13 protein-coding genes are annotated in these 20,205 nt (G+C 62.5%); 7 read left to right on the top strand and 6 right to left on the bottom strand.

Translation table 11 applies throughout. The features are described from left to right. Positions 1-74: 74 nt before the first annotated feature. Entirely contained in the window at positions 75-326 is a 252-nt protein-coding gene (locus BEN47_RS21790; protein ID WP_125921657.1) for a hypothetical protein, read from the bottom strand. 86 nt (positions 327-412) lie between these two features. On the opposite strand from BEN47_RS21790, the gene BEN47_RS12720 reads away from it, so the two are divergent. The 7 genes from BEN47_RS12720 (at position 413) to BEN47_RS12690 (ending at position 14,285) form a co-directional block, all read left to right on the top strand. Further along, entirely contained in the window at positions 413-2,830 is a 2,418-nt protein-coding gene (locus BEN47_RS12720; protein ID WP_158011000.1) for a glycoside hydrolase family 3 N-terminal domain-containing protein, read from the top strand. A gap of 69 nt (positions 2,831-2,899) precedes the next feature. Continuing rightward, positions 2,900-6,031 carry a SusC/RagA family TonB-linked outer membrane protein gene (locus BEN47_RS12715; protein WP_070728783.1) on the top strand — a complete coding sequence of 1,044 codons (3,132 nt, stop codon included), beginning with the start codon at positions 2,900-2,902 and terminating at the stop codon, positions 6,029-6,031. Between the two features lie 21 nt (positions 6,032-6,052). Continuing rightward, a complete protein-coding gene (locus BEN47_RS12710) occupies positions 6,053-7,531 on the top strand; it encodes a RagB/SusD family nutrient uptake outer membrane protein (protein WP_070728782.1) in 1,479 nt (492 codons plus the stop codon). Positions 7,532-7,568: 37 nt separating this feature from the next. Then, on the top strand, positions 7,569-8,828 hold the full coding sequence (locus BEN47_RS12705) for a hypothetical protein (protein ID WP_070728781.1): 1,260 nt from the start codon (positions 7,569-7,571) through the stop codon (positions 8,826-8,828). A gap of 40 nt (positions 8,829-8,868) precedes the next feature. Further along, positions 8,869-9,753: a glycoside hydrolase family 16 protein gene (locus BEN47_RS12700; protein ID WP_070728780.1), complete on the top strand. Its 885-nt coding sequence runs from the start codon at positions 8,869-8,871 to the stop codon at positions 9,751-9,753. 12 nt (positions 9,754-9,765) lie between these two features. Next, positions 9,766-10,665 (top strand): glycoside hydrolase family 16 protein, encoded by a 900-nt coding sequence (locus tag BEN47_RS12695; RefSeq protein ID WP_083322388.1) that lies wholly within the window; start codon positions 9,766-9,768, stop codon positions 10,663-10,665. A 296-nt stretch (positions 10,666-10,961) separates the two neighbouring features. Next, positions 10,962-14,285 carry a cyclic nucleotide-binding domain-containing protein gene (locus tag BEN47_RS12690; RefSeq protein ID WP_070728779.1) on the top strand — a complete coding sequence of 1,108 codons (3,324 nt, stop codon included), beginning with the start codon at positions 10,962-10,964 and terminating at the stop codon, positions 14,283-14,285. An 86-nt stretch (positions 14,286-14,371) separates the two neighbouring features. On the opposite strand, the gene BEN47_RS12685 is transcribed toward BEN47_RS12690, so the two are convergent. The 5 genes from BEN47_RS12685 to BEN47_RS22505 all read right to left on the bottom strand — a co-directional run. Then, complete coding sequence (locus BEN47_RS12685; protein ID WP_070728778.1) at positions 14,372-15,418, bottom strand: adenylate/guanylate cyclase domain-containing protein; 1,047 nt, start codon at positions 15,416-15,418, stop codon at positions 14,372-14,374. 83 nt (positions 15,419-15,501) lie between these two features. Further along, positions 15,502-15,879, bottom strand: coding sequence for a response regulator (locus tag BEN47_RS12680; protein ID WP_070728777.1), 378 nt, complete (start codon positions 15,877-15,879; stop codon positions 15,502-15,504). 51 nt (positions 15,880-15,930) lie between these two features. Next, positions 15,931-17,910, bottom strand: coding sequence for a tetratricopeptide repeat-containing sensor histidine kinase (locus tag BEN47_RS22165; RefSeq protein WP_070728776.1), 1,980 nt, complete (start codon positions 17,908-17,910; stop codon positions 15,931-15,933). Positions 17,911-18,540: 630 nt separating this feature from the next. After that, the gene (locus BEN47_RS12670) at positions 18,541-19,932 is read right to left on the bottom strand and encodes a sensor histidine kinase (protein WP_070728775.1); all 1,392 of its coding nucleotides are present in this window, start codon (positions 19,930-19,932) and stop codon (positions 18,541-18,543) included. 133 nt (positions 19,933-20,065) lie between these two features. Next, a partial coding sequence (locus BEN47_RS22505; RefSeq protein ID WP_139147374.1) for an ATP-binding protein occupies positions 20,066-20,205 on the bottom strand: 140 nt, incomplete at its 5' end.

Below are 20,205 nucleotides of genomic sequence, written 5' to 3'. Positions count from 1 at the left end.
GGGCTTAATGCGATACTTTCTGCTACCGAACCCATTACAACCCGTATTTGGTGAAGGTTTGAGGTAACTGACTGCTACTGTGTCTTTTTTTTGGATTCGGACGATTTTTTTTGTTGTTTTTTAGCCAAAAGCCATGAAATATAAAAACCCGGCGGCAGCCCTGGCAGGGTAGATAGCAGTAAAGATTCGTGTGCAGCAAGCGTATAAGCAATTGCGTGACTTGCTTCAAAAAAGCCCTTCACATGGCACAGCAAGGGCTTTCTAGGTTGCATTTGCCAAACACACGCTTCTATATTTGGGCATTCCCACTTGCCCAATGCCTCCATTTCACTCCGTTATTGCCCGGTTAGCTACGGCTATATTTCCTTCGCCGTCGTCGGTTGCGTTGCGCTTGGTAGCGTCACGTACCGCTTTGCTCGCACTGCCCCTGCTGGCTGCCTGCCAGCGCGGCGCCGTACCGGCCACAGTAACCATTATTCCTACGGCCACCACTGTGGCCACGCCAGCAGCTTCAGGCTTTGGTCCGCGCGTGCAGCAACTGCTGGCGCACATGACCCTGGAGGAGAAAATTGGGCAGATGACCCAACTCAACATTTCGGTGATAAATACCACCGGCGTGCAAAAAGATGTGGTGCTGGACTCAGCGAAAGCCACCGCGCTGGTCCGGAATTTTCATATTGGCTCCTTCCTTAACGGGGAGGCCGTACCTGCCGCCCAATGGGTGCGCTACTCGGCCGCGCTGCAGCGCATTGCCCTGCGCGAGTCGCGTCTGCGCATCCCCATTATCTACGGCATCGACCACATGCACGGGGCCAGCTACGTGGCGGGCACGGCCATATTCCCGCACAACATCAACCTGGGTGCCAGCTTCAACCCCGAGCTGGCCCGGCAAACGGCCCGCGCTACGGTGCTGGAGTCGGCGGACCTGGGCCACCACTGGGTGTTTGCGCCGGTCCTGGACCTGGGCGTGAACGCCTACTGGCCCCGCTTCTACGAAACCTACGGCGAAGACCCGCTGGTAGCGTCGCGCATGGGCGCCGCCTTCGTGCGGGAGCTCCAGAACAACAAGGAGATAGCGCCCTACAAAGTAGCCGGCTCCGGCAAGCACTTTCTGGGCTACTCCGACCCACGCAACGGCTGGGACCGCACCAATGCCCTCATCCCCGACCAGCGGCTGCAGGAGTTCTTCCGGCCTTCGTTTCAGGCCGCAATCGATGCCGGGCTGAAATCCATTATGATTAATTCGGGCGAAATCAACGGCGAGCCCGTGCACGCGTCCCGGGCCATTCTCACGGATTTGCTGCGGGACCAGATGGGCTTCAAGGGCGTGGCCGTGACCGACTGGGAAGATATTATCCGCCTGGTCCGCATTCAAAAAGTGGCCGCCAACGAGAAAGAAGCCACCTGGATGGCCATTGACGCGGGCGTGGACATGGCCATGACGCCCTACACCACCACCTTTTGCCAGTACGTGAAAGAGCTGGTACAGGAAGGCCGCCTGACCCAGGCGCGCATCGACCTGTCGGCGGGCCGCGTGCTGCAGATGAAGGACGAAATCGGGCTGTTTGAGAACCCCATGCCCCGGGCCGACCGGCTCAGCCGAATCGGCGACCCGGCCTTGCGGGCCCAGGCCACGGCCGCCGCGCGCGAGTCGGTGGTGCTCCTGAAAAACGACAAAAACACCCTGCCCCTGGCACCGGCCCGCGTGAAGCGCCTGCTGGTGGTGGGCCCATCGGCCGAGTCGCGGGCCAACCTGTCGGGCGGCTGGACGCTGGCCTGGCAGGGCCGCCCGGAAGCCGCCTACCCGAAGGACGTGCCCACGCTGGTAGAAGCGCTGCGCAAAGAATTTCCCGGCGCCAAAGTAGAAACCCTGCCCTACCGCGACGCCAAGGGCAAAATGCAGCTAGCCAGCATTTCGGCTGCCGCCCGGCAAGCTGATGCCGTAGTGCTGGCCCTGGGTGAGCGGCCCTACACCGAAGGCCTGGGCAACTCCTCGGACCTGACCCTGCCCGACGACCAGCAGCAGCTGACGCGCGCGGCGCAGGCCAGCGGCAAACCCACGGTACTGCTCATGATTGGGGGCCGGCCGGGCATTATCCGGAGCGTGGCCGATGCGACTACGGCCATCATCTGGGCGGGGCTGCCGGGCTACGGCGGCGGTACGGCGCTGGCCGAAATCATCAGCGGCAAGACCAACCCCAGCGGCAAGCTGCCTTTCACGTACCCGCAGTTTGCCGGACACATCTCCAATTACCACCACGACAACAACAAGAACAGCCTCGACCTGAGCGACTTCGGTGCTGGTTTCGAGCAACGCGGTGCCAAGTACAAGAGCTCCATGCTCACGGAGTTTGGCGAGGGGCTGAGCTACACCACCTATGCCTACTCCGGCCTCACGCTGAGCGACACCGTGCTAACCGGTACCGCCGCCCGCCTGCGCGCCACCGTGCGCGTGGCCAATACCGGCGCCCGCGCCGGCCAGGAAGCGGTGCTGTGGTTCCTGACCGACGAGGTGGGCCGCATCACGCGGCCGGTGCGCCTGCTCAAGCACTTTGAGAAGCAGGCCTACACCGCCGGCCAAAGCCGGGAACTCACCTTCGACATCAACCCGCTCACCGACCTGAGCTACCCCGACGGCCTGGGCCGCCCGCAGCTGGAAGCCGGCTGGTTTACCCTGCGCGTGGGCTCGCAGTCGGCCCGGTTTCGCTACGTGGGCGGCGCTGTGGCCCCTGGCGCTGCCGCTCCCACGGGAGCCACGGGCAATGCCACGCCCACCAACCGTACCCCGCGGCCCGGGACCACTTCGGCCGAAGCTTCCCCGCCTAAATAGCCAGCGGGCTCACCCTTTCTCTGCTTTTAAGTTCTTCACCATTCGCTTATCACCTTCAGTTTTCCCACCATGAAGCGAAATTTTTACTTGATTGCGCTGGTACGCCGCACCGCGGTTCTGCTAGCTTGCGGGTTTCCCGCAGTGGCCATGGCTGCTCCGGCCGGACCAGCCCACCTGCGCGCCAGTACGGCGGCCGATGTGCCCGTATCGGGCCGCGTGGTGGGGCCCGATGGCTCGGGCCTGCCCGGCGTGACGGTGCTGGTGCGCGGCACCACGCTGGGCGCCTCCACCAACGGCGACGGGGCATTTAGCCTGAACGCGCCCGAGGGCAGCACCCTGGTATTCAGCTTTGTGGGATTCACCACGCAGACCGCCGTGGTTTCGGCCACGTCGGGCGTGCTGAACATCTCCCTGCAAGAGGACACTCAGAAGCTGACCGAAGTGGTGGTGGTGGGCTACGGCACCCAGCAGCGCGGCAGCGTGACGGGCGCCGTGTCGTCGGTTTCGGCGCGGGAAATTGCTTCGCAGCCGGTGGCCGATGCTACCCAGGCCCTGCAGGGCCGGGCGGCGGGCGTCACGGTTACTTCCAACGGTGGCGCGCCGGGCGGGGCCTCGGGCACGTCCATTCGGGTGCGGGGTATTACCTCGGCCGGCAACAACAACCCGCTGTACGTGCTCGACGGCTTCCCGCTGCCCGAGGGCGGCGAGAACCAGCTGAACGCCATCAGCCCCAACGACATTGAATCCATCGACATATTAAAGGATGCGTCGGCTACCGCCATTTACGGCGTACGGGCCGCCAACGGCGTGGTGCTCATCACCACGAAGCGCGGCAAGGCCGGGGTTTCTACGGTGAATTTTGACGCTTACCGCGGCGTGCAGCAGGTGTGGCGCAAGCTCGATTTGCTCACGGCCGAGGAGTACGCGGTTATCAACAACGAGAACCGCATCGCAGCCGGCCAACCCATTGTGGTGCCGCGCCTGCGCGACCCCAAGGCCCTGGGCGCGGGCACCGATTGGCAGGACGAAGTATTCCGCAAAGCCGCTATTCAGAACTATTCGCTTTCGGCCACCGGGGGCAGCGAGAAGGCCCGCTTTGCGGTGTCGGGCAGCTATTTCCAGCAGGACGGCACCATCGTTGGGTCTAATTTTGAGCGGTTTACGCTGCGGGCCAATGGCGACGTGCAGGTGAACAAGTACCTGAAGTTCGGCAACAGCATATCGCTCACGCACCTGGAAGACCGCCAGATTACGACCAACAGCGGCGAGTACGGCACGGTGCAACAGGCCATTCGCATTCCGTCCATCATCCCGGTGTTCCGGCCCGACGGCTACTACTATGAGCCCCGCGGCCAGCAGGACAACTTCATTGAAGAAAACCCGCTGGCTTCGGCCACCATTGCCAACCAGAAGTTCACCCGCAACCGGGCCCTGTCCACCTTCTTCGCCGAGATTGAGCCGTTGAAAGGCCTGCGCTTCCGCACGAATGTCGGCTTTGACTTCATTTTCGACAACTTCAACGCGTTCCGTCCCGGGGTGCCGGAGCTGCGGATAGGCCCCGACACCTACACCACGCGCTACACCCAGGCGTCGGCCGGGGCCACGGCCACGTCGTCGTACGCGCCGAGCTACCTGATTGAGAACACCCTGACGTACGACCACTTGTTTGGCGATAAGCACCAGGTGACGGCGCTGCTGGGCCAGTCGGCGCAGGAGTTCAACTTCAGCAACGTGGAGGCCTACCGCACCGGCTACCTGCGCAACGACCTGCAGGTAATCAACTCCGGCCCCGTTAACACCCAGCTGGCCAACGCCAGCACCATCAACCCAGCGTCGCACCTAGCTAGCTACTTCACGCGCCTCAACTACGAGTACGCCGGCAAGTACCTGTTTTCGGCCATTGCGCGCTACGACGGCTCCAGCAATTTTCCTCCCGGCGAGCAATTTGGCTTCTTCCCCGGCGTGTCGGCGGGCTGGCGCATCTCGGAAGAGGAGTTTTTGAAGGGCAACCGCGTGGTGAGCAACCTGAAAGTGCGGGTGGGTTACGGCCGGGTGGGCAACCCCAACAACGCCGGCCGCTTCGCTTACCTGTTTGCCGTGAACTCGGGCATTCAGTATCCGTTCGGGCCCGCGGGCACCATTGTGAACGGGGCCGCCCCTACGCGCCTGGCCAACCCGGACCTGCGCTGGGAAAACAACAACCAGACGAACTTTGGCATTGATTTCGGCTTCTTGGATAACCGCTTCGAAGGCAGCATCGACCTGTACGACCGCACCTCGCCGAACCTGATTGCGCCGGTGCCGGTATCGCTGGTGTCAGGCACGTTCGAGAGCGTGAACCGCAACGCGGCTTCGGCCTACAACCGCGGCGTGGACTTCTCGCTGACCTCGCGCAACATTCAGGGCAGCGGCACGGGCCTCACCTGGAGCACCACCCTGAACCTATCGGCTTACAAAACCGAGCTGGATAAGCTGGGCGTGGGCGACCCCTACAACGGCCTGGGCGGCCTGAGCGGCACCATTGTGCGCTACGATGAGGGCCAGCCCTTCGGCTCGTTCTTCGGCTTCGTGGCCGACGGCCTGTTTCAGACGCCGGAGGACGTGAAAAACCACGCCGTGCAGCAGTCGGGCACGGCGCCCGGCGACCTCCGCTTCAAAGACGTGAACGGCGACGGCGTCATCAACGCCAGTGACCGGACCTTCATTGGCAACCCCAACCCGGACTTCACCTACGGCGTGAACAACACGCTGAGCTTCCTGAACTTCGATCTGACCGTGTTTGTGCAGGGTTCGCAGGGCAACCAGATTTACAACCAGAACCGCTACATTCTGGAAAGTGCCCTGTACGGCAACAGCAACGGCAGCAGCCGTGTGCTGGGCCGCTGGACCGGCCCCGGCACCAGCAACGACGTGCCCCGCGCCATTGCCGGCGACCCCAACGGCAACCTGCAGGTGAGCAGCTATTACCTGGAAGACGGTTCCTACCTGCGCATCAAAACCTTGACCCTGGGCTACTCCCTCCCCAAAACCCTTACCGACCGCATCGGCGGCAAGCAGGTGCGCCTGTACCTGAGCGGCCAAAACCTGCTCACGCTCACCAAGTACTCGGGCTTCGACCCGGAGGTGGGCTCGCGCGGCGTGGACCTGGGCGTGTACCCGCAGCCCCGCGTGTTCCTGGCCGGTCTGAACCTGGGTTTCTAATCCTTTAAATCACTCCTTGCAATGTCTATAATCACGAAATACGCCGGCGGCACCCTGTTGCTCACGCTGGGCCTGCTCACGAGCTGCGGCGAGAAATTCCTGGACGAAGCCCCCACCGACCAGGTAACGGACGCCAACTTCTACAAGACCACCACCGACGCCATTCAGGCCACCGATGCCGTGTACAGCGAGCTGGGCAAGGGCGGGCAGTACAACTACGCCCTGTGGGGCATCGGCGACATCGGTTCCGACCTGTCGAGCACCGGCGGCGGCGGCGGCGGCGACGGCATTGAGCAGCAGCAGCTGGACCGCTACGGCAGCATTCCGGCCACCAACCCGCTCACCAGCCGCCTGTGGGGCGGCTGCTACGTGGGCATTGGCCGCGCCAACATTGTGCTGCAAAAGGTGCCCGCCATGCAGATTGACCCGGCCATTCAGCAGCGCAGCATCGGCGAGGCCTCTTTTCTGCGGGCCAAGTACTACTTCGACCTGGTGCGGGCTTTCGGCGACGTGCCCCTGCTGACGGTGCCGCCCACCACGCTGGCGGAAGTGAACGTGCCGCGCACGCCGGTGGTGCAGGTGTACGCGCAGATAGAAAAGGACTTGCTCGATGCCGTTGCCAAGCTGCCCGCTTCGTACAGCGGCGACGACCTGGGCCGGGCCACCAAGTGGGCAGCCGCCGCGCTGCTGGCCAAAGTGTACCTCACCGAAGGCAAGCTGCCGGAGGCGGCCACGCAGGCCCGCACCGTGATTGCCTCCAGCGGCAAGGCTTTGTGGGACAACTACGCCGACAATTTCAAGGTAGCCAACGAGTACGGCAAAGAAGCCTTGTTTGAAATAGGCTTCATCTCGGGCCGCAATCAGTTCACGTTCGATGGACTGGGCTTTGTGGGCAATGAGTTCTTCGGCCCTCGCGGCCAGGGCATTGTGCCGCAGGGTGGCTATGGCTTCAACATTCCCGAAGCTGATTTCGTGGCCGGCTACGAGGCCGGCGACCTGCGCCGCGACGTGACCATCTGGAAGCCCGGCGACGTGTACCCCGACGGCCGCGTGCAGCCAAACTCTCTCCCTGGCTCACCCAACGGCTTTGGCGTAAAAAAGTGGTTCATCGGCAAGGTGAACACCAACATCTGGGACTCGGAGCTCAACATTCCGGTGATTCGCCTGGCTGAGGTGTACCTGATTCTGGCCGAGGCCGCGGGCACCACCGCCGAAGGCCGGGAAGCCATCAACAAAGTACGCCGCCGGGCCTTTGGCCTGCCCATCAACGCAGCTTCGCCGCGCGACTTGTCGGCCAGCCTCGGCGCTCAGGCCTTCAAAGAAGCGGTGTGGCGCGAGCGCAAGTACGAACTGGCGTTTGAGAACGACCGGTGGTTCGACATGAAGCGCACCGGCGAGCTGCTGCGCTACCGCGGCGTGCAACCCTTCAACATCGTGCTGCCCCTGCCGCAGTCGGAGCTGGACGTGAACACCGGCTTGAAGCAAAACCCGGGCTACTAAGCGCCCGGCTTCTTTTATCTTCTCCTCGAATATCTCCATGAAAAATATAGCACGTATAATGGCCCTGGGCCTGTTGGCGGCCCCGCTGCTGCTGGCCTCCTGCAGCAAAGAAGACGACGACAACCAGCTGGAAGGCGCGGTGCCCACGTCGTCCTTCACCTTCCAGGTCAACACCACGGAGTTTCCCACGGTGGTCACCTTCACCAGCACCAGCCAGGACGGATTCCTGTACCAGTACAATTTTCTGGGAGAAAATGCCGTGGCCTCCGGTCCCACGGTGCAGCGCACCTACACCCGCCCCGGCACCTACGAAGTGGAGCTGATTACGGCCGGCAAAGGCGGCACGAACATCTCCAGCAAGCAAACCGTCACCATCCCCGACGCCTGCACCAACGCCTCTTTCAACAAGCTGGTGGGCTGCGCGAGCTCGGGCACCCGGGTGTGGTCGTTCAATAACGCGGCCGGCGCCATTGTGCGCGAAACCGCCGCGGGCGTGCAGATTTCGTCTTCAACTACCCTGCCGGCCTGCCAGCTCGACGACCAGTTTGCGTTCAGCAACAACTTCACGGTGAACTACGAAAGCGGCGGCGCCACGTTCCGGAACGGCGCCTGCGGCTCGTCGCTCAACCGGGGCGGCAGCTTTGTGTTCCGGCCCAATGCCGCCGGCAACCCGCAGATTGTGCTCAAAGGCCGAGGCGCGTTCATCGGCCTGCCCGACTCGGTGGCCAACAAAACCTACGACATCCTGGATGCCACCGACACCCGCCTGCGCCTGCGCGGCACCAACCCCGACGGCACCCGCACCATCATCACGCTGGCGCCTTACGATGCCACGGCCCCCTTCAGCCTGCTGCTCACCGGCGGCTCTTCCAAAACCTGGATGCTGGACAACGCCGCCGACGCCCCGATTGTAGTGGGCACCGAAGCGTCGCCGAGCCTCTACTTTGCCGGGGTGAAGCCAGGCGAGTTGCCCGCCTGCCAGTCGGACGACGAGTACACCTTCACCACTGCCAACGTAATGAGCTACAACGCCAAAGCCGAAACATTTTCGGCGAATGGCTTCACCTGCCAGGCCCCGCAGACCGGCACCACGCCGTTCGTGTTCGGGCCCGCGTCGGGCGCTGGCCTGGCGCAGCTCACGCTCTCGCGCAACGGAGCTTTCATTGGCACCACCGACGCCTCCCCCACGGAGCGCGTGTACCGCATCCTGAGCATCGACGACAAGAAGATGACCCTGCGCGCGGGCAGTGGCCAGAACGGCGGAACCGTGTTCACCATTAAAATGGTTGCTAAATAGCTCGCCATCTTATTCTTACCTACCGATTGCTGCTTAATTTATGAAGAATCAATCCATTGGCGTGTTCCGCAACTATCGGCTCGGCGCGGGCTTACTACTCGCCCTAGGCGTGGTGGCCTGCACCGAGAAGGCCACCACGCCGCCCACTACCGCCCCGCCCACCACGCCCGTAGCGCCGGTGGTGAACGAGGAAGCCAAGAACTACGCCGACTATACCAATCTGGTGTGGAGCGACGAGTTCAACGGCAGCTCCCTGGACCAGACCAAGTGGGGCTACGACCTGGGCGGCAACGGCTGGGGCAACAACGAGCTGCAGAACTATACCAATTCGAACGACAACTCCTTCGTAAACGGCGGCAACCTCACCATTCAGGCGCGGCGGCAGCAGTCGGGCAGCAACGCCTACACCTCGGCCCGCCTGCTCACCAAGGGCAAGCAAACCTTCGTGTACGGCCGCATCGACACCCGCGCCAAAATCCCCAAGGGCAAGGGCGTGTGGCCCGCCATCTGGATGCTGGGCGCCGACATTGACCAGAACAACTGGCCCAAGTGCGGCGAAATCGACATCATGGAGCTGCGCGGCAGCCGGCCCAAGGAGCTGCTGCCCACCATGCACTTCGCCGACGGGGCAGGTGCCCGCCGCCTGAAGGGCACCACCAACACCGTGGCGGTGGACCTCTCCGAAGACTACCACATTTACTCGGTGGTGCGCAGCAAGGACCAAATCCGCATGTTCCTGGACGGCCAGCTGTACTACACCTTCGGCACGGCCGACACCGCCGGGGCCAGCTACCCCTTCAACAACCCGTTTTTTATGATTTTGAACGTGGCCGTGGGGGGTGATTTCGACGGCAACCCCGACGCTTCCACGGTATTCCCCCAGCAGATGCAGGTGGACTACGTGCGGTACTACCAGTACAAATAACAACCAGTGCGCATGCCGACCAGAGTAGGTGGGAAAATCAATTTGGTCGGGAAGCGCAGTCGTGGCCTCGCCACGCTGGCCCGGGCGGTGGTCGTGTTCAGCAGCTTGCTGCTGAGCGCGGCTGCCCCCGTTGGCCCGGCGGCTCCGGCTAAGGCCAAGGCCCGCTACACCTTTGCCAAGCTGGTGTGGCGCGATGAGTTCAACTACACCGGCCTGCCCGACTCCACCAAGTGGGGCTACGACGTGGGCGGCAGTGGCTGGGGCAACAAAGAGCTGCAGTACTACACCAAAAACCGCCTGGAAAACGCCCGTGTAGAAGGCGGCAACCTGGTGGTGGAAGCCCATAAGGAGGCGCTGAAGCCCGAGAATGCCTATACCTCGGCCCGGCTGCTCTCGCGCGGCAAGGGCGGCAGCCAGACCTACGGCCGCTTTGAGGTGCGGGCCCGGATTCCCGGTGGCCGCGGTACCTGGCCCGCCATCTGGATGCTGCCCGACCAGAACGGCTACGGCAACAAAAGCTGGCCCGACAACGGCGAAATCGACATCATGGAGCACGTGGGCTACGACCCCAACGTCATTCACGCCTCCACGCACTGCAAGAGCTACTATTTCCGGACCAACAACCAGAAAACCGGCGTCACGGTGATTCCCGACGCCACCACGGCCTTTCACGTCTACGCCATTGAGTGGACGCCGGAAACCATCACGGCCGAAATTGACGGCCAGCTGTATTTCGCGGCCCGCAACGAGGGCACCGGCTGGCAGGCCTGGCCCTGGGACAAGCCCTTCCACGTGCTGCTGAACGTGGCCGTGGGTGGCGAGTGGGGCGGCCAGAAAGGCATCGACGAAGCCGCATTCCCCCAGCAGATGCTGGTGGACTACGTGCGGATTTACGAGATGAAAAAGCGCTAACCCTGCGGCGGAGTCTGGTTGTCAGAGTTTCATGTGCGGAGTAGAGACGCAATATTTTGCGTCTCTACTCCGTCTTACATCCGTACACCAACCTAAGCCAAGGCTTGGGCCAGCGCACCGCGCCCGCAACGAGCCCCGCCCCGTAGCGCCATGGAGCCGGCTCAGCAGGGCTTGCTATCTCTCCCCCTGCTTGGGAAAAGCCACGGCGGAGCCCCGGCCAAACTAATTCGTGTTGGTTTCGCGGGCCCCGTATCTTTGGCGGCGGCCGCACCCGGTGGTGCCGGCTTCCTTTTGGCATGATTTCTACCGCATACCTGCAGCGCCTGTTTGGCATTAAGACCAGCGAAACCCGCACCGTGGGGCTGTTTTTGCTGCACAATTTTCTTCTGGGCATTGGCTCGGTGCTGGTGTATGTGGCGGCCAACGTGCTGCTGCTCGAGCACGACCCCGAGCACAGCCTGCCGCTGGGCTACATCGCCGGCGCGCTGGCCATGATGGCCGTGGGCAAAATCTACACCTATTTTGAGCACCATTACCTGCTAAAAAAGCTGGCGGTGCGGGTGCTGCTGGCCGTGGTGGTCCTCACCGGCGTGCTGGGCGTGCTGGTAGTGGTGGGCCATTCGGTGGCGGCGGCGGTGGCCATTATGGCCGGCTACCGGGTCATCTACCTGCTCACCAACCTGGAGTTCTGGGGCGTGTCGGCGGTGGTGTTTGATGTGCGGCAGAGCAAGCGGCTCTTTAGCGTCATCAGCTCTGGCGACATGCCGGCTAAGGCCCTGGGTGCTGTTTTGGCCGCACTTATTCACGGCGATGCGCAGCTGCCGGTGCTGCTGGGCGTGTCGTTTGCGGCCTACCTGGGGGCGCTGTTTGCGTTGCGGGCCACCCTAAGCTCCCACGTAGTGGAAGCGGCGGCGCGGCCCCTACGCCAGGCCCAACGGCCGCAGACTAAGCTTGTTCGGCAGCTGTTTGGCGGCAGCCAATTGGTGCTGGCCATGTGCCTGAGCCTGGTAGCCATTGGGGCGGCGCTCACTGGCGTGGAGTACATGTTTTTCATCAACGTGAAGCACAAGTTTCACGACTCGGCCGACATCACGCAGTCGGTGGGCTGGATACTGAGCCTGACTTACCTGGCGGCCATGTTCTTCAAGCTGCTTGTGAGCCGGCAGGCGCTGGAGCGCTACGGCGTCCAATGGTCGCTGCGGCTGCTGCCGGCCGTGGCGCTGCTGGGCCTGGCCGGCTTTGGCGGCTTGCAGCTGCTGGGCGGCTACACTGGCACGGGGCTGCTGGTGTATTTCTGCGGCCTCTACCTGCTGCTGGAAGTGCTGCGCCGCACCGTGTTCGACCCCGTGTTTCTGGTGCTGTTTCAGCCGCTGGCGCCGCAGCTGCGGCTGGCGGCCCACACCCTGGCCAAGGGGTTTTATGAGCCGCTTGGCATGGGCCTCACGGGCCTGCTGTTCTTTGTTTTTGGCTACGCCAACCTGCTTAATGGCTGGGCGCCCTTCGTGTGGATGGGGGCGCTGCTGCTGGCGGCGCTGCTTTTTCTGGCCCGCACCTACCGCAGCTATTTAGCCGAGCTTAAGGAAGGACTGGGCCGCCGCTTTGCCGAAACCGCCGAACTGGCCCTGCCCGATGCTGCCCTACAGGTGGTGCTGGCGCACCTGCACAGCCCCCGCGCCACCGAAGTTCTCAACGCCATGGCCTGGCTCCGGCAGCGGCAGCCGGCGGCCCTCGTCAGCCACGTTGCCTCCCTACTCGAACACCCCGACGAGCGGGTGCGCCTGGCCTTGCTGGCCACCCCCGAGCTGCGCCCCCTGCCCCCCGAAGCCCTGCGCGCCCTGGCCCAGCGCGACGCCGCTCCCGCCGTGCGCGAGGCCGCGGCCCGGGAGCTGGCCGGTACCACCCCCAATGACCCGGCCGTGGCCATCCTGCTCGCGGCACCCGATATGGCGGCCCGGCAGGGAGCCATTCGGGGCGCGCTAGAAAGCCGCCCGCAATACGAGCCTGCGCAAGCCAGCCTCACCAAATTGTTAAATGAAACGGCCCCCACGGCGCAGCTGGCGGCCCTGGCGCTGCTTCCTTTTTTCCCAGAGGCAGCCCAGCAAAACCTGGTGGAAAGCAGCCTGAATGTGGACGATGCGGGCGTAACGCCGCACGCCGCGCTCGTGGCTATTGGCACGGTAGGTCACCTCAAGTTGGCGCACCACTTATTCCTTGCCCTCGGCCAGAAGCGGCACTGGCAGGTGGCCGCCGACAGCCTGGTGGCGCTGGGCCCCACCGTGGTACCCCTGGTGCGGGCGGCCCTGCGCCACGACCCCACCGACGTGCTTATTCACCGCCTCGTGACGGTGCTCGAACGCCTCAACGCCCCCGCCAGCCGCGCGGCCCTGGTGGAACTGGCGCAGGGCACTCACCTCTTTTTCCGGACGGCCGCGCTGCGAGCCCTGCGCCGGTTCCCCGCCGAGCCCCGCGACGCGCCCATCTTTGAGCAACTGCTGGGGGATGAATTTCGGCTCGCATCCCAATTGCTAAGCGGGCTGGTGGCCACCAACCTGCCCGCGCTGCACGCTACCATCGACTACGAATTGGCCCAGCTTCACCAGCGGATTTTCAGCCTGCTGGCCCAGCTCTACGATGCCGAATCGGTGACCACTGCCCAGCGCAACGTGGCCCACGCCGCCCGCGAGCGCCAGGCCAACGCCCTGGAAATCCTTGATAACCTGATTCCGCGGCTCATTTACCAAGGGCTGCAGGCGCTGCTCGACGATACGTCGGTGGCGGAAAAGGCGCGGGTATTCGCCGGCCTCACGCCAGCGCTGGCGCCTGCGCGCACGCCACGGCGCGCCAGCCTGAGCAGCAACGGCAATGGTTTCGCGGCGCCCTTGGTGCTTGCATCAGCGGCACTTCAACCCGAACAGTTCCTGACCTTTCTGCTGCGCCAGGGCAACAGTGCCTTCACTTCCTGGACGCTGAGCGTGGCCCTGCGGCACTGGCAGCCCACCGAGCCCGACGCGGCCGCCATCCTGCGGCCTTATCTGGCGTCGCCCAAGCCGTTATTGTTCGAAAGCGCCCAACTGGCAGCCCTGGCCCTGGCCGACCGCACGGGCCAGCCGCTGCCCATTCCCACTACTCCCGCCCCCATGAGCCACTCCGATTCCTCCGAAAACCGCGTGTCCGCCCTGGAGCGGGTGGTGGTCCTGAAAAGCACTGCCCTCTTCGCCCACACCCCCGAAAACGTGCTGAGCAGCATTGTGCCCATCATGAAAGAGGTGAGTTTTCAGGAAGGCGAGGAGATTTTTGCCAAGGGCGACATTGGCACTTCCCTTTTCATCCTGCACGACGGACAGGTGGGTGTTTTCAACGGCAATCAGCAGCTGGCAACCTTCGGGCCCGGCGACTTTTTTGGGGAATTGGCGCTGCTCGACACCGAGCCCCGCTCTGCTTCCGCCGCGGCCCTGAGCCAGGTGCTGGCCTTCCGCCTCGACCAGGAGGACTTTTACGACGTGATGGAAGAGCGCGGCGAGGTGCTGCGCAACATCCTTAAGATGCTGTGCCAGCGCATCCGGCTGCAAAACGAGAAGATGCGGGAAATGGCTGCCAGAGCAGTTGTACAGCAGTTATAGATGTTGTTACGAAGTTGTTGGCTGGCGCCGTTCAACGAAGCGGTAGAGATGCTTCGACAGGCTCAGCATGACGGTCGTGCAGCGCGCTACTCTACTACCTCGTAGATTTTAACCGGTTGTGACTTGTTTTTCAGCTTCACTTCGCTCACAAACTTGCACTGGAAAGACTCCTTTACCTTGAGGTAAACGGCTTCGCTGATGATAATCTGGCCGGCTTTGCCCACCGACTGCAGGCGCTGGGACGTGTTCACCACATCACCGATAACGGTGTAGTCCAGCCGCTTGAGCGACGCTGAGCCGATGTTGCCGGATACGACTTCGCCGGTGTTTACGCCAATGCTCACTTCGGGCCGGTACTCGAAGCCCGGAGGCAGCGTGGCATTGCTCTGCTGCAAAACCGTGCGCGCCGACAGCGCCGCGTCGATGGCCCGGTCAAGGTGGTGCTCGCCCCGGAAGACGGCCATCACGGCATCGCCCATAAATTTGTCAACGTGGCCGTTTTGCGCAATTATCTCCTTCACTATCAGGTCGAAGTAGGTATTGAGCAGGCTCACTACGTCGGTGGGCGCGAGCTTTTCGGCGAGGCCCGTGAAGCCGCAGATGTCCAGAAAAACCACCGTGGCTTCCACGGTTTCGCTGGCCAGCAGGCGGTTCTCAAAATCCGGCCGGGTCATGAAATTCAGCACCGTTTCGTCGACGTACATCTTCAGGATGTTGTTTTCCTGAATGGCGCGTAGCGTGTCGCGCAGTTGGCGCACTTGGTCGGCGGTTTTCTCAATGGTCAGCTCCAGGTCGGCAAAATCGACGGGTTTCACCACAAAATCGAAGGCGCCCCGGTTCATGGCAGTGCGCAGGTTGGCCAGGTCGCCGTAGGCCGATACGATGACCGTTTTCATGGCCGGATGCTGGGCGTGGGTGAGGCTGAGCAAGGTCAGTCCGTCCATAACCGGCATGTTGATATCACTGAGAATGACGGATGTATCGGGATTTTCCGAGATGCGGTCAAGCGCCTCCTGGCCGTTGTTAGCGAAAACAAATTCGTACACACTTTCCCGGATTTTGCGCCGAAACTTCTGCTTGATGAGCAGCTCAAGGTCGGCTTCGTCGTCGACCACCAGAATTTTCGTCTTCATAATAATAGCGTTGGAGCAGCGGTCCGAAAGTAGCGCATCGGACCGCAACTAGCTTGACGAAGTGCCGGGCGTTAGGGATGCCGCTAGGGCAGCAAATGCCTTAATTTTTCTTTGAGTGCGCCGAAATCCACGGGTTTTGTCAGGAAATCGTTGGCCCCCAGCTGCATGGCTTGCTGGTAGCTTTGGTCGTCGCCGTAGGCCGTAATCATCATCATCGTGGTGGGCGGCATCTCAAATTCTTCCTTCACGTGGCTCAGCAGCTCCAGGCCGCTCATGCCGGGCATGTTGATGTCGGAGAGGATGATGAGCACCTCGGAGTTGTGCTGACGCATATACGTCATGGCTTCCTCGCCCGAGAAGGCAAAGCTGAAGCTCATTTCGCCACTGCGGATTTCCCGCCGGAACCGCTGCAGGAACAGGTCGCGCACATCGGTTTCGTCGTCAACGACCAGAATTTGCATGGGAGTACTTTTCAAGGGTTGCGTTACACCAAAGTTAGGGCCTGCGGCGGGTTAAGCGGGCAGGGCCAGGATAAATTCGGTGCCGTGGTCTTCCCGGCTTTCCACGGCCAGCGTGCCGCCGTGGCCGGTGGTCACGATGTCGTGGCTCAGCGACAAGCCCAGGCCCGTGCCCTCGCCCACGGGCTTGGTGGTGAAGAAGGGCTGAAAGATTTTGGCTTTCACCTGCTCCGACATGCCCGTGCCGTTGTCCCGAATGCGGATTTCGACGCCCCCGGGCACGGCTTGCGTCGTCACGGCTACTTCGGGCGCATAGGCCGCCCCAAGCTGCTGGCGCTGGCACTGCTGCACGGCATGAAACGCGTTGGTGAACAGGTTGATGAGCACCCGGCTCAGGTCTTGCGGCACCACCGGCACGTTCCCCAGCGACGCATCGAAGGACGTGGTGAGCTTCGCCGTAAAGTCTTTTTCCTTGGTGCGCAGGCCCTGGTAGGCCAGCCGCAGGCTTTCATCGACCAGGGCGTTGAGGTCGGTGAGCTCGCGCTGGCCGGTGCCGGTGCGCGAGTGCTCCAGCATGCCCTTGATGATGGACGTGGCCCGCTGCCCGTGCTGGCTGATTTTCTGCAGGTTTTGCTTCAGCCCTGCCAGGATTTCCTGTTCCAGCTCGGCGTTGCGGGACGGGCCCTGCCCCGTGCTGGCGTGGTGCTCGCCGGTTATTTCGTCCACCAGCTCGGTGCTCACTTCGGCGAAGTTCTTCACGAAGTTGAGCGGGTTTTGCAGCTCGTGGGCAATTCCCGCCGTCAGCTCGCCCAGAAAGGCCATTTTTTCGCGCTGCACCAACTGCTCCTGCGCGGTTTTCAGCTCGGCCAGCGACTGCTCCAGGGCTTCTTTGGCGCGCTGCTGCTGGCGGGCGTGACGCCACAACAGCAGGGCCAAAGCCACCAAGCCCACCACGCCCGCCACCAGACCATAGGTGCGGTACCGGGACTTGAGCGCCGCCTGGCTGGCCGCGGCGGCTTGGGCGCGCTGCTGCTCGCGGTAGTTGAGGCGCTGCAGAGACATCACCTTTTCCTGGCCAAAAAGCGTGTCTTTCATCACCAGCATCAGGCTCTGGTATTTCAGGGCGCTGTCAGCCGGGCCGCGCGTTTTGAAATCCTGAGTGAGCAGGGTGCTGGCGTTGAGCACGCCCCGCAGAAAGCCGTTGGTTTGGGCGGCCTGCGCGCCCAGGCGGGCGTAGTAAATACTGGAATCGGCCTGGCCCAACGTCTGGTAGAGCGTGGCCAGGCCCACGTATGCGAAGTTGAGGCTGCGCAAGTGCTGCACTTTCTTCGATTCGGCAACGCTTTGGCGGTAGAATTGCCGCGCCTCGGCCAGCCGGCCCTGCTTGCGGGCCACGTTGCCCAGGCCATACAAAATGTAGTTGGTGGGGGTGCGCAGGCGGCGCGCCAGCGCATGGGCCCGCTCCTGGTATACCTGGGCCGAGGCCAGCTCATTAAACAGGTCATAGGCCAGGCCAATGTTGCTGAGTTCGATGACAATGCGGCGCTGGTCGCGCAGTTCCCGGCCAATTTTCAGGGCCCGGAAGTAATAATCCAGGCCCTGCTGCTTGTCGCGCAAGTACACGTAAATAATGCCGATGCTGCGCAGGTTTTGCGCCTCCAGGGCCGGGTCGCGGGTGGCCCTGGCTATGCGCAGCGACTTTTGAAACAGCTCCAAAGCCCGAGCCAGATTGCTCTCCCGCAACGCGGCGCCGAGGCGGTTCAGGGCCTCGCCTTCGCCGTGCCGGTAGTTCACGCGCCGCGCCAGCGTCAGCGCCTTGATGGCGTAGACCGCCGCCGAATCGGTGCGCTGTGTCCACAGCTGGTCGCTGACCTGACACAGCAAAATAACCCGGTCGTAATCGGTCTGCGGCAGCGACAAAAGCTGCCGCAGGCTGTCGATGGCCCGGCTTTGGGGCGGCGGCGGCAGTGCCCGTGCCGGCGCCGCTACCACACCAAGCAGCACCACCAGCAACAGGCTAAGCCAGCGGAACATGCAATTAAACAAAATTCGTATAAAAAGAATTGGCAATATACTATAGCTTGGGCATAAGTTTGAAAAGCTGGCCGTACACCATCCAAAATTCTGGTTATCAATATCTTATATTTGCCGCAAAGTAAGCACATCATAACCCTTGCTCCGGCTTTTTTGTTCTCTGAAACAGAAAGCAGAGTAGGAAAAATTTGCAATTAGCCCTGCCGTCGGACTGCACCCTACAGAGGCTTGGTATGCTGGTATAAGCCAAGTGTAATTACAGCATCTCAGTCGGCAACGGTTACCTTCCTTTACTGGGTAGAATGCCGCTCCCGGCAACACCGGAAAGGCCGCGAGTTGGACAAATCAATGGGATTTAATGTTGAAGCAGTGTATAATTTGTTTACTAAACGCGCCGGTCCGGGGCTTATTAATGCTGCAAAGGGCCCCTGAAATATGGTGAGGCAGGCCCGCAAAAGGGCGGCGTCTCGGAGTGGTTTTAAAGCGGATACTCAACAATTACCTGCCTGCTGCTGCATAGCTACCCCCCCTTTTCGGAGCGCCGCTTTGCGCTACTGCCGCCACCATGCCCCGGCGCGGAAACCCGAAGCGCTGCTGCCGGCTGCCAGTACACCAACCTGGAAACCGCCTTTAGTCCGCCTGATTAACGGGCAGGCCAATCAGAAACTCGGTGTTGCCGGGCTCCGAATCTACGGTGAGCGTGCCGCCGTGGCCCTGCGTCACGATATCGTAGCTCAGCGACAGCCCCAGGCCAGTGCCTTCGCCGCTGGGCTTGGTGGTGAAAAAGGGCTGAAAAATCTTCTGCTGCACCGCCTCCGGAATGCCCAGGCCGTTGTCGCGCACCCGGATTTCGACCAAGCCCTGTACCAGGCGCGTGCTCAGGGACACGGTGGGAATGTAGCCCCGCTCCCCCGTGAGCTGGCGCTGGCGTACGGCGTAGAAGGCGTTGCTGAACAGGTTGAGCAGCACCCGCCCCAAGTCGGGGGCAATGGCTTCTACTTCGGGCAGGGTGAGCTCAAAGTCCGTGACGAGGGTGGCGTTGAAGGACTTGTCTTTGGCCCGCAGGCCTTGGTAGGCCAAGCGCAGGTATTCTTCGGCGAGGTGGTTGACGTTGGTGGGGAGGCGCTCCCCGGTGCTGGTGCGGCTGTGTTCCAGCATGCCTTTCACAATGCTGGCGGCCCGCTGCCCGTGGTGGTGGATTTTCTGCAGGTTCTGGGCGATGTCGTCGAGCAGCTCGGCTTCCAGGCCGGGCTCGCGCTGGGGGCGGGCCTGCTCCTCGCGCAGCTCGCCGAGCATCTCCAGGCTCACGTCGGCAAAGTTGTTGACGAAGTTGAGCGGGTTCTGGATTTCGTGCGCAATGCCGGCCGTGAGCTCGCCCAGGCTGGCCATTTTCTCGGACTGCACCAGCTGGGCCTGGGCGGCGCGCAGGTCCGTGAGGGCGGCCCGCAGCTCGGCGGCCTGGTGCGTGAGGGCGGCGGTGCGTTCAACCACCAACCGCTCCAACTCCACGTTTTGGGCCTCAATCAGGCGCTTGGCCTTCTCTTCTTCTTCGCGCAGCAACCGCTCTTTTTCCAGGGTTATTTTCTGGTTGCGCGCAATGATGATAAACGTTATCAGCCAGATAATGGAAAAACCCTGGGTGGTGTCTACTAGGGTATCGTACTGCTTTAGCACCCGGCCGTCGGAGCCCAGCAGGATGTACTCGATGATTTTGGTGAGCAGAAACGGGGCCAGGGCCAGCAGCAGGGAGCGGGCCGGGCGGTAGTCCCGCAGCACAACCAGCACCGCCCCAATGGTGAGCAGCACAAACAGCCAATAGGCATCGGGCAGCGTCGCCGACTTCACCTTCAGCACAAAAATACCGACGGACAACACCACGGCCGGCACCCAGATGTAGTCCAGGAGCTTATTCCACCGCGGCAGCCGGTTGGGCAAATCCAGAAACTTGCGCAGTCCCCGAATAAGCAGGTAGCCCATCACGGCTAAAAACAGAAGTTCACCGTAACCAGAGGCGTTATCCATCGCAGAAAGTAGGCAGAAATAGCAGGCGCAAGTTAGGCACTCCGTCGAGAGCGTCGCCATCTCCGGGAGCTACCCCGGCCCCGCCTCCCCGGTGGCCGCCAGCAGTTTCCGCGGGAATTCACTGGAATGCTGATTAAACGGGCAGCGTGATGAGAAATTCGGTGCCTTCGCCCGGGCAGCTCTCCACGGTGAGGGTGCCGCCGTGGCCCTTGGTCACGATGTCGTGGCTCAGCGACAGGCCCAGGCCCGTGCCCGCGCCCGCGGGCTTGGTGG

The sequence above is a fragment of the Hymenobacter lapidarius genome, from assembly GCF_001816145.1.
In the GTDB taxonomy this organism is placed as follows: Bacteria; Bacteroidota; Bacteroidia; order Cytophagales; family Hymenobacteraceae; genus Hymenobacter; species Hymenobacter lapidarius.
This window is presented reverse-complemented; position numbering and strand designations above follow the sequence as displayed.

What these genes read in the sequence shown, in the direction of transcription:
- BEN47_RS12690 (WP_070728779.1), top strand. Translation starts at nt 10,962, where the DNA reads ATGATTTCTACCGCATACCTGCAGCGCCTGTTTGGCATTAAGACCAGC.
- BEN47_RS12710 (WP_070728782.1), top strand. Translation starts at nt 6,053, where the DNA reads ATGTCTATAATCACGAAATACGCCGGCGGCACCCTGTTGCTCACGCTG.
- BEN47_RS12670 (WP_070728775.1), bottom strand. Translation starts at nt 19,932, where the DNA reads ATGGATAACGCCTCTGGTTACGGTGAACTTCTGTTTTTAGCCGTGATG.
- BEN47_RS12695 (WP_083322388.1), top strand. Translation starts at nt 9,766, where the DNA reads ATGCCGACCAGAGTAGGTGGGAAAATCAATTTGGTCGGGAAGCGCAGT.
- BEN47_RS21790 (WP_125921657.1), bottom strand. Translation starts at nt 326, where the DNA reads ATGGAGGCATTGGGCAAGTGGGAATGCCCAAATATAGAAGCGTGTGTT.
- BEN47_RS12680 (WP_070728777.1), bottom strand. Translation starts at nt 15,879, where the DNA reads ATGCAAATTCTGGTCGTTGACGACGAAACCGATGTGCGCGACCTGTTC.
- BEN47_RS12715 (WP_070728783.1), top strand. Translation starts at nt 2,900, where the DNA reads ATGAAGCGAAATTTTTACTTGATTGCGCTGGTACGCCGCACCGCGGTT.
- BEN47_RS12705 (WP_070728781.1), top strand. Translation starts at nt 7,569, where the DNA reads ATGAAAAATATAGCACGTATAATGGCCCTGGGCCTGTTGGCGGCCCCG.
- BEN47_RS22165 (WP_070728776.1), bottom strand. Translation starts at nt 17,910, where the DNA reads ATGTTCCGCTGGCTTAGCCTGTTGCTGGTGGTGCTGCTTGGTGTGGTA.
- BEN47_RS12685 (WP_070728778.1), bottom strand. Translation starts at nt 15,418, where the DNA reads ATGAAGACGAAAATTCTGGTGGTCGACGACGAAGCCGACCTTGAGCTG.
- BEN47_RS12700 (WP_070728780.1), top strand. Translation starts at nt 8,869, where the DNA reads ATGAAGAATCAATCCATTGGCGTGTTCCGCAACTATCGGCTCGGCGCG.